Raw genomic sequence first — 12,429 nt, forward strand, 5'->3', positions numbered from 1 at the left:
GACCGGACCGGCGGCACAGCACTGGTTTCCAGGCCGTTGGGCTGTGCCGCCGGGCGGGGTCAGGACTGGTCGGCCTTGTCCTGCTGGGCGGACGATGCCTTGCGCCGCTTGATGGCCTTGTCGCTGAACCACGACGGGTTGGCCTTCTGCGCCCGCCGCTCCAGGTCATCGGCCTGCCGGTCGGTGATGGTGTTCGGGACGGTGCTCTTCTTGCCGAACATGGGTTCTCCCGGGTCAGGCGGCAGCAGGGACGGGGGTGCCGTTGACCGGCGTCGGTGCTGCGTGTGGGGCGGATGGTGAACCGGTCACGGGACGGGGCCGGTGGCGCTTGACGGTGCTCACGCTGACCTGGGCGAGGTGGGCGATCCGCTCGTGAGTGGCGTTCGGCTCGGTGGTGTGCGCGGCGATGACCCGCTCAGCGACGGTCAACGACCGGGCCACGGGCCGTGCCGGGCGGACCGGTTCACGAACCGGCGTGGCCGATGCCGGGGTGACGGGTTCGGCGTGGTCCCCCGGGTCGACCGGAACCTCTGCCGGTTCCTCCGGCGTCGGGTTGGCCGGCGACGGCGTGGTGACCTTCTTGGCCGGGTGGTCCTTATCGGCCTGGCGGCGGGCGGCGGCGCGGGCGGCCCGTTCCGCGTTGTAACCCTCCCACGCTTTACGGGGGTCGCGTTCGTTGTGTTCGATCGACCAGCGGGCCGCCATCAGGGAGCGGATGGGGAACATGCGGCGGCGCTTCGGGGAGAACTCCACCCCCGCGTCGTCGATGAGGCTCGCGTCTTCGGCCAGGAGTTGCACGTGTTGGGCGCGGCGGGTGTGCAGACCCCACAGCCACGGGGACAGCAGGGACAGCAACGCGAACGCCACCGCCGCCGCCGTAGGGGCGGCCCCGTTGGCGAAGTGGGCGTAGTTGATGGCGGCGACCACGGCGGCGATCAGCCACGCCGCCCGACGCAGACTCGCGGCGGTGGCGTGGGCTTTGAGCATGAGCGCGTCGTGGGCGTGCCACTGGACGTAGACGGCGATGGACTCCAGGGCGGCGGAGAACGCCACCGCGAACGCCACCCGAGACGGACCGTTCCACGCGGCCGGGGCGATCTGGTCGTAGGCGTAGGCGGCCTGCGCGTACGCCGCGCCACCGTTGATCAGCAGGAGCGGCAACACCGGGCGTAGCTTCGCGCCGAACTCCGCCCGTGCCCGGCGGCGACGCTCCCGCGTCTCGGCCCGCTCGACACGCCGGACGGCGTCGCGGCGACGGCGTTCCTGCTCATCGGCCACGGCCTGGCGGCGGGCGTGTTCGGCGTTGGCTTCCCGCTGCTCCCGGTCGAGCAGCGCCATCAACCGGGCACGCTCGACATCGGCTTGTGCGGACTCACGGCGGGCCGCCGCACGGGCGGCCAGGATCGCCGGATCTTCCGGCGTACGACGAAACATCGCAGGTGTCCTTTCCTAGTCAGTGGTTGCAGCCGGAGCAGTGCAGGCCGGGGCAGCACACCCCGCAGCGGCGCAACAACAGCGCCAGCCCCGGCAGCGGACACGCGGAGCGGGTTGCCCGGGTGGTCATGCGGCCACCGCCGGCAGGAACTCGGCCGGGGTGGCGGTGGTCGGCTCGCAGCAGTGCAGCCGCACCCGCACGCCCCGCCAGTGGCCGTGCACGTTGGTCAGCACCTTCGGCACGTCATCGCGCTGGTAGGGCTGGCTGTGCCACTGCTCGACCGGCAGGCGCATGTACCGCGCCCACCGGCGCAAGTCGACGTGGGTCGGCAAGTCCAGTTCCAGCCCGAACGAGCCCGACACCTCCACCTTGGCCGGTAGCGGCAGCGCGTTGCGGGCCATCGCGTCAGCGACGGTGAACAGGACAACGGGAAGGCTCGGCGGGGTCTTCACCGTGGGCACCCCCTACGCGGCCTGGCTCGACGCGGCACGCGCGGCCAGCAGCGCGCGGGCCTCCCGCAGCACCCGCTTACGCGCCCGCCGTACCCGCTGCCAGTCCAAGTCGGACGGGGACGGATCGGCGCACAGAATCGCGATCTGCGCGTCGAGCAACAGCACCTCGGCGTCGATCAGCGGCATCTCCCGCTCGATCTCCGCGAGCTCATCGACGCTCGGCCCGTCCGGGTCGGCGTCGGTCAGGTCGTAGCTGTTCACTTGCGGTTCCTTCCGGAACGACGGGCACCCGACGCCGGGCGGCGGCGGGCGGTGGATGGCTGCCGGCAGGAGCGGCAGCGGGTCTCATCAGGGGCGAGGGGGGCGAGGGAGCCGCACCCGTTGCAGTCGCGCCACACGGCGTTGCTCTTGGTCGTAATCCGCACGGCGGCGGCGATGTTCACGGTCATGACGGCTCACCTCTCCCCAGCTCGAATCAGGTCGGACGAACAGACGGAGCGCGGCCAGATCGGCGCGCTCCGAAGCGATGAACAGGGCGTGCCGTGCTGGCACGCCGGGCGACCCTCGGTTGGGCAAGCGAGCGGACACGTCTTGCGGCCGGACACGTCACGGCCGACGCCCGCAGCCACCCCTAGGTCGCATGCATCGGGACCAATCGGGGAGACGGATCTCCCTGCGTCCCGGACCGCTGTGCAGTTGTCAAACACCGAGCGCCACGGCGGTCCAGCAGGTTCACGAGCGGTGCAGCCGAAGCCGCCTCCGCCGGCTGTGGATTCGCCAGCTTGTCCTACCTGGCTAGCCAGGTGCGAACACGGATGACGCTAGGGCGTCTTGGCTAGCCAAGTCAAGGCGCGGCGCGGAACTTTCCTAACTTGGCTAGCCAGCGTTAGGCTGACGGAGTGAGTGAGAACCTTGACTTCCTCGGCGAACTCGATCCCGACGACCCGAAACAGGCGTCGCAGCAGATCGCGAACAAGCTGCGGGCCGCGATCCTCACGCGGCGGCTGGCCCCGGGCGACAAACTCCCGTCGCAACCCGACCTCGCAGCCCGCTACGGCGTAGCGAGAGAAACCGTCAAGCGAGCCCTTGAGCTGCTACGCGCCGAGCGGTTGATCATTTCTCGGCAAGGAAGCGGCGCGTTCGTGCGAGCGCAGACGCAGCGAGCGGTGGAGCTCCGGCCGCACATCGAAGCCGCATTTGAGAGGCCACACGTCACCATCGACTTCGCCGGGTTCTCAGGCGAGACGCTGCGAGACGCGCTCGCTGAGGCGCTCGACAAGGTGCGGGTTGGGAGGCTCGCGCCGGAGACGATCGCGGTGCGGGTGCTGATCTCTGACATGACAGTGCCCATGGCGCTGCCCGCTCGGGCTGAGACTCAGGCGGACGATCCAGCGGTGCGAGAGCGAGCCGAGCGCATCACGCGCCGGGCAGCAGACGGCATCATCGACCAGGTGGCCGAGCTGGGCGACCTCGGCCTGATTCGCTCAACCACGGTAGAGGTGCGGATGCACCGAGCATCGCCCTTGTTCAAGCTCTACATCTTGAACGGGGAAGAGGCCTTCTACGGCTTCTATCCTGTCGTCGAGCGCACCGTCTCGATCAAGGGCGAGCCCATGGCAATCTACGACCTGATGGGCAAGGACGTGCCGCTGTTTCACTACGCGGTGACTGACGATGATGCCTCGCACGGCACGCAGTTCGTGGAAGCGTCCCGCCAATGGTTCGACTCCGTATGGTCGACCATCGCCTACCGGTACGACGGATGAGCGCAGACCTCGGCCGCGTGCTCAGCGAGGTCGGTGCCGTGCTGCTCGATTTCGACGGCCCGATCTGCAGCATCTTCGCCGGCTACCCGGCGCCGCGGGTTGCCGCCGGGTTAGTCGACGTACTGCGGCTGCAGGGCGTCGAAGTGCCGCCGGATGTAGCCAGCGAACCGGACCCACTTGAGGTGCTACGCAGAACCGGGGCGGCCGGCGACCAGGGCGTCACGCAAGCCGTGGAGGATGCACTCTGTCTTGCTGAGCGCCGGGCCGCCGAGACGGCTGAACCTACCCCCTACGGCCGGGAGGTCATCGTGGCCGCGCGGCAGACGGGGATGCCGGTGGCGGTCGTCAGCAACAACTCAGCGATCGCGGTCACCTCGTACCTGGTTAGGCAACGGCTTGCTGGACACGTGTCATCAGTGGTCGGCCGGGCATACGCCGAGCCCACCCGCATGAAGCCCAACCCGGAACCGATCTTGCAAGCCGTAAGCGCGCTCGGCGAACTGCCGGGCCGTTGCGTTTTGGTCGGCGACTCAGTGTCAGACATTGTGGGGGCGGCAGCTGCCGGGGTGCGGGTGATTGGTTATGCGAATCGGCCGCCCAAGGCCCAGTCCCTTTGGGCCGCAGGGGCAGACACGGTGATCACCAGTATGGGGGAGATAGCGGCCGTATTGACGGAGCGCAGTGGCAACTAACCGCCTATGCACCCGCGCTTCGCTCTATTGGGTTAAGCCGTAATGTGGCGCAACAGCAGAGGTAAAGTTACCCACCGCCTTCCGTCCTGCGCTTGGCGCTGATCAACGCCCTCGCCGCAACGCTAAGCCGCGGTTCTCTCAGGCTGAGCTGGCGCCTCGTCGTCATTCCAGGGCAGGCACGCCAATAGGTCTAGCTGCCGATACTTTTCACGCGGCTTGCCTAGGCTGTACGTACTGGGAAAGCAGTTGAGCGTTTCGATCGGCAGGTAATTGAAGCTTTGAGGAGGTACAAGAGCCGGGGAAATGTCCCGCAGCGTGAGGGGGCGCACGAAGGCCTTAGGATTCTTGACGACGAGCGCAACCGCTTTAGCTGAAGCGCGATAATACGCTTCATAGTCCGCGTGCGCGATTCCGCCCACCTCGCCAGCCCGTTGCCAGACCTCTTCAGGCGTCCCCTCAATCGTGCTCTTAATAGAAAACATCCCCACGACACGCTGTACTGGCGCCGTCGCGTAGATCAAAACGATCTCAACATCGTCGGCGAGTCGACGCTTGCGAAACTCGACCTTTTTGCTTCCGAGAAGAATCCGCTTCGCGTACTGGGGATGCAGTGACATGAGAGCTACTCGGCTAGCTGGCTTCGCACCCACTCCAACCCCTCCTCGTGCGACACCTCGGTGATGGACTGCGGCCAGCCCCTTACTACCTTGCGCTCGTTGAGCTCGCCCACCTGCCAGGCGGGCTCAATGAACCTATCTTGCCGGAAGAGTATCGCTAGTGGGGGTCCAGTTCTACACATGGTGGCAATATCACTCGGCGTGTAGACCGTGCGCCTACCGACGAAGGTGAGAATCTCCCCTGGATCCTGAGACCTCAGCGTGTCTTCCACTACCCCGACTGCATCCACCGCGCTGGTGTCGCGTGACCGGTAGAACAGCAAAGCGTCACCGGGCTGCAGCTTGCGAATTCCACTCTTAGTGAGGTAGGCCTTACGTAGCGCATTGCCCCAGGGGTGCGGCCGCTGAGACATCCCGGGCAACGTCGGCTGGACCGCGGTGTAGACCTTCGACAGCGGCGAGTCTGGGAACAGTTGTTCATGCCACTTTGGCTCGATTGGAACTAGAAACGCTCTTGAGGCGCGAATGGCTGGGGGGCCGAAGCGTCGGTGGTACTCCAAGTCGCTCAATTCTTCGGCGTTCGCCGGGATGAACGACTTGGCGAGAACGAATTCGCCGCGGGAAGTCCGGTGTTCTGTCTGCGCAAAGCCGAAATCCTCGAAGAGGCTGATAAGCAATGAGTGCTGATCAAATACCTCGACATAGGTGGTGGCCGCATGGGTGTGTCTAGCAATCTTGAAGATTGCCTTAAGGAGCAGCTCGCCGTACTTCGCGCCTGAGTAGTCCTCGCCGACCTTGAATGTAGTTATCTTTAGTACTGGCTGGACGAAGTCGTAGTCGCAGTCGGGTTCGTCTTTGAGTAGTCCCAAGGCTGCGTAGTCTTCGCCATGCCGAATGATCAAGCAGGTCCTGTTGTCGGAGTCGGCCTGCACCTTAGCAAGCCACTCATCGAACCCATCGTAACTACTGCGAAGTGACGTGAATATGGGCTGATCTGGATTCAGGGTATATGCGGCGATGCGTTCAACCTGCGGCGGGGGTTCAAATTCTCTTGGTAGCAGGCTTTCAAGTAGCGCGACGGCTTCGGCGATCGAGAGCACCGCGTCTGCGAGGCCGGCTCGTCGTGCGCGCTTTGTGAGGCCAAGGTCTTCGGTGATTAGGTAATTGGCGGCGTGAGCATGCAAGGCGGCGAGAAGGCGCAGATCTCTGTGATTATTGCTGCCTTCGGGGCTGGCGCCTGCTTTGGCTATTAGCGTTTCGGTAATTGGGCTCTCTTCGAGCGTCGAGTACTTGCCGAACTCCGCGATCTGTTGAGCTAGTCGGGTGGCGTCTTTGCCTTCGGCTAGGTCGTCCACCGTTGCGGGGTGAACGAACAGCCGATGGCCGTTCTCCGCCACGAGGCGCACAAGCCGGGCCGCCGGTATGAGCTTGGGCTCCGTTGCGCCAGAGTATGGCTCCACCGCGATGAATACATTGGTGTCGATGAGGAGGCGTAGCCTGGGCTGAGGGTCGCTGCCGCTTGGTAAGGATCCTCCGGCCACCATACGTTCATGATCCCAGCCAGGACGCGTCTAGGGAAGATCGATACATCTGTCAGCTAGCCGACGGATCCACGACGCTTGACGGCCGACCAGGGATGCTGGCCGACGTGTCTCCTGGCCGGCGGTGCCGGTGCCGCTTGAGACCGTGGCGTCTGTGCGAACCCAGTGCCGCTGGGAGGATCAGATGGGCCGATAGTTGTGGGGGATCATGAGCGATCGGCCGAGCAAAGGTGCGCACGCCTTCTCTAGTATCCTTCGATATGGATCTGAGCGAGGCACTCCGGGGCGTTCAGCAAAAGGCCTATATCCACTCCGGAGGGAGGGATCAACCCGCGCAGCACCACCTGCGGGCTGCCCGGCGGGAGCTGCCCGCGCTCGTACCGCCCGGTATGAAGGTGCTCGCCAGTGGCGCAGGCCAGAGTCTTCCCGTGGTGCCGTGGATCGCGATCCTCGACAGCAACGTGACCACGACGGCCCAGGAAGGACTCTACGTTGTCTACCTGTTTCGGCAGGATCTGTCGCGGGTTTACCTAAGCATGAATCAGGGCGCAACCCAGCATCAGCGGAACGCCGGGCACAGGGGCTTAACGGGCGTTGCACAAGATCGGGCAGCTCTGGCTGAACTCCGCGCCGAGGCCATCCTGCTACGCAAGTACCTGAGTGATGACGCGTTGCACGATCTGGCGGAGGTTATCGAGCTCGGTGCGCCGCGGAACCGGTTCCTGCCGTGTGGCTACGAAGAGGGCAACGTCGCAGCGATTGAGTATGACCCGGCACACTTGCCGGACGAGATGTCGCTTCGCGCACATCTTGATCGATTCCTCGCACTTTACGCAATGTGCGTCGAGATCAAAGGTGAGATCCTTGCGACGAAACCTGGTTTGATCAATACTACGGCCGGCTCGGAAAAGGCCAAGCCAAAATTTAAGCCCAAGCCGCCCGCGTTCCGTCCAAAAACGTCTGCTGAATATCGCGCGCAGATGAAAGAGTATGTTCAAGAGCGGAAGCCGCGCCACGAAGCTTTGTTGAACGACTTTGCCAAGGCAGTCAAAGCTGCCGGACTTATTCCAGCGAACAACGCGCATCCCTGTGACCTCACTGTCACTGGCGCAGCGAACCATTGGCTAGTCGAAGTTAAGACTGTAGGCGCGAATGCAGAGCACGCCGCCCGGGACGCAATCGGCCAGCTTTTCTCCTACAGACACTTCTGCTACCGCGAGAACGGCCGCAACGACCCGGCCTTGGTTGCTCTGTTCTCGGAACCGGTGGGCGACGCGCTAGTCGACCTTATGGTTTCCCTTGGTATCGAAGCTATCTGGCGCCATGGAGCCCAGTGGTTCGGGCGGACTCCTAGTGGCGCTCCGAGTCTCCTGGCAGAATCGATGCTCTCGTTAGCCGACATTTAGGAACGAGAACCCTAAGGGTGTTTGAATACGTCGGACCGCGCCTCGCTGCCGTATATCGAGCCCTAGGCTGGCATTGGCATGAGAAGTTCGGGAAGTCCGGGAGGCAGGATCAAGGCGTGGCGGCCCGGCTCTTCGCAGCGCGAGCTGCTCGGGCTCTGGCCACCTTCGCGGGTGATTGAAAGACTTCGGCAAGCACTTCGGTCATGAGCGCCAAGACAAGGTCGGCGTCTTCCGGGGATACGGGATCGACGAAGTCGCCGTGCGCCATCTCGTTTCCGAGGTGGCGCACTTCGTGAGCCGCCTCTTTGATATGTTCTCTGATCAGCTCTTGGTTGCGCATCTCGTCGATCTTCGCCGCCAGCCCGCCGTGTTCAATGCCCTTCTCCTTGGCGGTAGCCTCAATTACTGAGCGCGCAAGCAGGACGGCTGCCCTTAGGTCATGGCTATCGGCGCATCGATATGCCTCCGATGCCGCCCCTCCAATGTGTTCAGGGACGTCTGGAAAGCCCTTTGAAAGGGAACCGGCCGGGGTCCACCGCAAGAATTCTCGATGGTCGCCGAGGAAAGACAGGATGTCGCTAACCTCATTGCTATCCGGATAGCTGCCGGTTTCGATGGAGGCAATCATCAGTCCCGAACAGCCGTCACACCTGTAACAGGCCATGGTTGTCGCCATCACCGTCTCTGTGTCCATGAACCAGGTCGCCGCTCGCGATCCGTCCACATATGCCATGTGTGCGTATCGCTGGCACCAAGCACAGTAAGCTCCTGTCACCCGAGGAAGCCTACGTCCAAACCCGGGCGCTACCTACCCTGCCTGAGCCTGGCGACTCAACGCCGCGGCAGCTCGCAAGCTCGACACCAAGGATGGAGCGAGTCGCAGAGGCACCGGCTTACCTCGGCAGGTGACGGGGCCACGGCGGACGACTGATCCTAACGCCAGGCAACGAGGAGGCGGAGGAGGCGAGATCGGCCTCGCGTTGCAGCGAAGGCGAGGTCGAGCCTGCCCGGCCGTCGAATCTAGGGAGTCCTCAGCGGAGTAGTCACGCTCCTGCCTCGCGGTCGACGGAGTTCCCGGAATGGTCTCGTTTGTGGTCTCGTTCGTCGACGTTCGCGGCCGTCCGGGGGAGGGGTGCACACGTGTGTCACCTGCTGATGGATCCGGTTGATCCGGGCCGAACGCGTGGTCGCAGACCTCGAAAGCGTGTGAGGGTTTACGCCCTCCGCGGGTTCAAATCCCGCCGCCACCGCTCGTGAACAGCGAGAACGCCCGGTCGATCCGCGAGGATCGCACCGGGCGTTCCGTGTTTGCCGGGCCGGGCCGACCCCTGGTCGGGGCCGGCCCGCGACCGGGTCAGGAGGTGCCGGCGTTCCGGTGGCTCAGCCGGTAGGTGGCGGTGTTGCCGTCGGTGTCCAGCAGCACGGTGACCGGGCCGGGAGGCAGCGCGCAGGTGACGGTGCCCTGGGCGGCGCGGTCCGTCCCGCACGTCGACCGGCCCGTTCCGTCGAAGACGGTCAGCCGGGCCCGGCCGGTGCCGGCGGTGCGCGCCCAGGTGAGGGTCTGCCGGGCGTCGTGCTGGTCGGCCGGGACGGTGAAGCAGGCCGCGAGGCGGTCCGGGCCGGTGGTCACGGTGGTGTCCGTGGTGTCCCGGGGCAGCGTCGGGCAGGCCGGCGCGTCGGTCCGGGCGAAGCCCACCGTGTACGCCAGCTGCGTGACCCAGGTCTGCCCGGTGAGCAGCGCCGAGTGCGGTGCCGGGCCGTCCAGTTCGCAGCCGTGCCAGGTGTACCACCAGAGGCTGCACTCCGACTCGCCGTCCGCGTCCACGATGTCGACGTTCAACGCGGCGTCGACAGGCAGCAGCGCGGCGATCGACGCCCCGGACGGGGTGGCCAGGGTCAGGCAGTTGACCTGGCCGGAGGTGTCGATCCGGCCCCGGTGCGGCGCGTCGGCCCAGCCGGCGTCGGAGACGGGTGTGCACCCGGTCGGCCGCAGCGGCAGCAGGGACACCGCGAACTCGGTGGTGCTGGTGGCGTCCACGCTGGCCAGCAGGGTGTGCCGGCCGGCGGGCAGCGGGCAGCGGACCTGGGCGCAGACCGTCCGGCCTGCGGTGTCGAGGACCCGGGCGAACGTGGTCACGTTGTCGCCGTGCAGGGCGGTCACCCGGTAGACCCCGGCGGCCGGGACGTCCAGGATCCGGCACGCGACCGGGGCCGGGGCACCGGTGGGCGCGGCGCCGTAGCTGCCGGGCCGGACCGTGGGGCAGCCCACCGGGTCGGAGATCCGCCGGATACCCAACGGGTACGTCTCGACGCTGTTGCCGCTCCACTCCCGGTACGAGATCACCCGGTAGTCGCCGTCGGCCGGGAGCACGCAGCCGACCTGGTCGGACGACTCGGTGCAGATCCGGTTGCCACCCGTGTCCTGGGTCCAGCGTGCACCGGACACGATGACCCGTTCACCGGCCCGGCCGGTGAAGGGATGGCAGTTGGTCTGTACCCGGGCGACCTGACTCACCTGGAGGGCCGGTTGGTCCCAGGGGGTGTAGCCGGTGGCCGGCGCGCACCCGTCGGCCCGGTCGAGCGGGTTCAGTGCCACCTCGTATCGGTGGGTCCGGTCGGCGTAGCGGGGGCTGCTGACCAGCAGGGTGTACCGGCCGGCGGCCGGCACGGCACAGACCGGTATGCCCTCCCGGGCGCAGACCTCAGCGCCCGTCGCGTCCAGCACCTGCCAGTCGAAGCTGGTGGCGTCGAGGCTGACGGCGCGGACGAGCAGCGGCCGGGCCGCGTCGGTGCTGAAGATGTGGCAGGTCGTCTCGCCGGCCGGGGTCGCACCGCTGTTCACGGCACTGCCCGGGTCGCCGTACGGGGCGAGCGGCAGGCTCTGGCAGCCCGCCGGGTCGGACAGCCGCCGCGCCTTGACCAGGTGGGTGCCCTCTTTGCCGTACTGTTCCCAGCTCAGCAGCCGGTAGGGGCCCGGCCGGTCGAGCCGGCAGTCACCGCCGCCGTAGCTCAACTCGCAGAGCGTCAGCCGCTGCCCGTCGAGGATCAGCCCCCGGATGTCGCGCGGACCGCCCGGGTCGGCGAACCGCACCAGCGCGCCGCGCGGCTGGTCGAACAGGTGACACCGGGCGGCCGCCCCGGCCGGCAGCGTCACCGTGCTCCCCGGTGACCCGAAGTCGAACAGGTCCACCGGCAACTGCCCGCAGCTCGACGGGGTACGCGTCGACTCGGCCGCGATCGTGTAGTCGCCCCGTCCGGTGGGGTACGGCAGTTGCAGGGTGATCCGGTACGCCCCGGCGGCACCGACCCGGCAGCGGTTCGCGTCCACGCCGAGCCGGCAGAGTTCCCGGCCGGTGGCATCGGTGACCCGGCCGCCGACGGAGTCCCGCCCGGTGCCCCGACCGAGCTGGATCAGCAGCAGGTCGTCGTCGGCGGTGGTGGTGACGGTCCAGACGTCCTGCGCCTGGTCGACGATCGCGGTGCAGGTGACGACCGTGCCGAGGGTCAGACCGCCGCTGCAACGGGAGCGGGGTGGCTTGGGCTGCCGGACGATGGTGGTGGAGCGGGTGCGCGGCTGTTCGGTGCTCAGCCCGGCGTCCTGCGCACCGGGGGCCGGGGTCGTCGCCAGGTGCGGCGGGGTCTGCTCCGCTGCGGGGACCGGCACGTCCCGGGCCGGTGTGTCTAGGCCGGATGCGGCGGCCGGCGTCTCCCGGGCCGTGGCGGGCGGTGACGGAAGGTCCGATGTGGCGGGTGCCGGCGAGTGGGTCGCCCCGCTGCCGGATGAACCGACCGCCGCAGCCGGGGCCGGTGCCCCGCCCGTGGCGATCGGGCCGGCGGCCAGGGTCGAGACGAGCAGGGTGACGAGCGTGAGGCGCGGCAGTGACTTCCCGGCCCGGATTACCGGGCGGGACATGACGGTGCGTGACATCTATCCCCCGTGACGTGCCACGCCGACTGCGTGGCCAGGAGATGTTCTCATCGGGACCGGTCACGGACAATACGTCGTGGTCGGAGTTCAGCAGGGGCCGTAGCCCTCGTCGAAGAGGCGGCGGGCCCAGTCGGCGTACCCGGCGATGATCTCCCGGACGGCGGTGCCGTCGTGCAGAAAGAGGTAACCCCGGTCGCCGTCGCGGGCCAACAGCCCGTCGAACCGGTACGTCCGCTGTGGAGCGTGCAGCCGGACCGCCGACGGGTAGCGGCTCAGCACCTCCTCGACGGGGGTACCGACGGTGATCCCCTCCGGGGTGCTCATCGGATCGTCGAGCCAGAGCAGCACCAGCCGGTCGTCGACGAAGATCGGGCTGGCCGTCCCGTGCCCGGCCAGCGTCATGCCGCAGGTGTCGGCGTCGGAGCGCAGCACCCCGCGCCGGGTCAGCTCCGTCTCGCTGGCACCGAACTCGGCCCCGGCCAGGCCGTGCAGCCCGACCACCTGGCTGACGCCGATCGGCCGCGCCGGGGTGTCGGGCCCCGACGGACGGGTGCCGCTGCCCGACGCCGAGGCAGCCACCAGTAACGCCGCA

At 67.0% G+C, this 12,429-nt stretch carries 12 protein-coding genes; 3 read left to right on the top strand and 9 right to left on the bottom strand.

Translation table 11 applies throughout. The annotated features are described in order from the left end of the window. Positions 1-59: 59 nt before the first annotated feature. From JQX11_RS22650 to JQX11_RS22665, 4 genes are all read right to left on the bottom strand, one after another. Entirely contained in the window at positions 60-221 is a 162-nt protein-coding gene (locus JQX11_RS22650) for a hypothetical protein (RefSeq protein ID WP_204926996.1), read from the bottom strand. 13 nt (positions 222-234) lie between these two features. Further along, the gene (locus JQX11_RS22655; RefSeq protein WP_204926997.1) at positions 235-1,434 is read right to left on the bottom strand and encodes a hypothetical protein; all 1,200 of its coding nucleotides are present in this window, start codon (positions 1,432-1,434) and stop codon (positions 235-237) included. Positions 1,435-1,560: 126 nt separating this feature from the next. Beyond that, positions 1,561-1,887 carry a hypothetical protein gene (locus JQX11_RS22660; RefSeq protein WP_307826309.1) on the bottom strand — a complete coding sequence of 109 codons (327 nt, stop codon included), beginning with the start codon at positions 1,885-1,887 and terminating at the stop codon, positions 1,561-1,563. Between the two features lie 12 nt (positions 1,888-1,899). Then, on the bottom strand, positions 1,900-2,148 hold the full coding sequence (locus tag JQX11_RS22665; RefSeq protein WP_307826310.1) for a DUF6284 family protein: 249 nt from the start codon (positions 2,146-2,148) through the stop codon (positions 1,900-1,902). A gap of 638 nt (positions 2,149-2,786) precedes the next feature. Between JQX11_RS22665 and JQX11_RS22670 the strand changes: the two genes are divergently transcribed. Next, positions 2,787-3,653, top strand: a complete 867-nt coding sequence (locus JQX11_RS22670) for a GntR family transcriptional regulator (protein WP_204926998.1) — start codon at positions 2,787-2,789, stop codon at positions 3,651-3,653. Then, a complete protein-coding gene (locus JQX11_RS22675) occupies positions 3,650-4,345 on the top strand; it encodes an HAD family hydrolase (protein WP_204926999.1) in 696 nt (231 codons plus the stop codon). The genes JQX11_RS22670 and JQX11_RS22675 overlap by 4 nt, the downstream gene beginning before the upstream one ends. Before the next feature lie 122 nt (positions 4,346-4,467). Here the strand turns inward: JQX11_RS22675 and JQX11_RS22680 are convergent, their stop codons facing one another. Continuing rightward, positions 4,468-4,962 (bottom strand): ASCH domain-containing protein, encoded by a 495-nt coding sequence (locus JQX11_RS22680; protein WP_204927000.1) that lies wholly within the window; start codon positions 4,960-4,962, stop codon positions 4,468-4,470. A gap of 5 nt (positions 4,963-4,967) precedes the next feature. After that, complete coding sequence (locus JQX11_RS22685; RefSeq protein WP_204927001.1) at positions 4,968-6,506, bottom strand: GNAT family N-acetyltransferase; 1,539 nt, start codon at positions 6,504-6,506, stop codon at positions 4,968-4,970. 257 nt (positions 6,507-6,763) lie between these two features. Between JQX11_RS22685 and JQX11_RS22690 the strand changes: the two genes are divergently transcribed. Then, positions 6,764-7,909, top strand: a complete 1,146-nt coding sequence (locus tag JQX11_RS22690) for an MrcB family domain-containing protein (RefSeq protein ID WP_204927002.1) — start codon at positions 6,764-6,766, stop codon at positions 7,907-7,909. Positions 7,910-8,018: 109 nt separating this feature from the next. Here the strand turns inward: JQX11_RS22690 and JQX11_RS22695 are convergent, their stop codons facing one another. From JQX11_RS22695 to JQX11_RS22705, 3 genes are all read right to left on the bottom strand, one after another. After that, on the bottom strand, positions 8,019-8,642 hold the full coding sequence (locus JQX11_RS22695) for a DUF4145 domain-containing protein (protein WP_204927003.1): 624 nt from the start codon (positions 8,640-8,642) through the stop codon (positions 8,019-8,021). A 621-nt stretch (positions 8,643-9,263) separates the two neighbouring features. Next, complete coding sequence (locus tag JQX11_RS22700) at positions 9,264-11,837, bottom strand: hypothetical protein (protein ID WP_204927004.1); 2,574 nt, start codon at positions 11,835-11,837, stop codon at positions 9,264-9,266. Positions 11,838-11,924: 87 nt separating this feature from the next. Continuing rightward, positions 11,925-12,419 carry a hypothetical protein gene (locus tag JQX11_RS22705; protein ID WP_372444628.1) on the bottom strand — a complete coding sequence of 165 codons (495 nt, stop codon included), beginning with the start codon at positions 12,417-12,419 and terminating at the stop codon, positions 11,925-11,927. Positions 12,420-12,429: the final 10 nt, after the last annotated feature.

It is taken from the genome of Micromonospora humida (genome assembly GCF_016901255.1).
GTDB lineage: Bacteria > Actinomycetota > Actinomycetes > Mycobacteriales > Micromonosporaceae > Micromonospora > Micromonospora wenchangensis.

What these genes read in the sequence shown, in the direction of transcription:
- JQX11_RS22650 (WP_204926996.1), bottom strand. Translation starts at nt 221, where the DNA reads ATGTTCGGCAAGAAGAGCACCGTCCCGAACACCATCACCGACCGGCAG.
- JQX11_RS22655 (WP_204926997.1), bottom strand. Translation starts at nt 1,434, where the DNA reads ATGTTTCGTCGTACGCCGGAAGATCCGGCGATCCTGGCCGCCCGTGCG.
- JQX11_RS22675 (WP_204926999.1), top strand. Translation starts at nt 3,650, where the DNA reads ATGAGCGCAGACCTCGGCCGCGTGCTCAGCGAGGTCGGTGCCGTGCTG.
- JQX11_RS22680 (WP_204927000.1), bottom strand. Translation starts at nt 4,962, where the DNA reads ATGTCACTGCATCCCCAGTACGCGAAGCGGATTCTTCTCGGAAGCAAA.
- JQX11_RS22685 (WP_204927001.1), bottom strand. Translation starts at nt 6,506, where the DNA reads ATGGTGGCCGGAGGATCCTTACCAAGCGGCAGCGACCCTCAGCCCAGG.
- JQX11_RS22690 (WP_204927002.1), top strand. Translation starts at nt 6,764, where the DNA reads ATGGATCTGAGCGAGGCACTCCGGGGCGTTCAGCAAAAGGCCTATATC.
- JQX11_RS22695 (WP_204927003.1), bottom strand. Translation starts at nt 8,642, where the DNA reads ATGGCATATGTGGACGGATCGCGAGCGGCGACCTGGTTCATGGACACA.
- JQX11_RS22700 (WP_204927004.1), bottom strand. Translation starts at nt 11,837, where the DNA reads ATGTCACGCACCGTCATGTCCCGCCCGGTAATCCGGGCCGGGAAGTCA.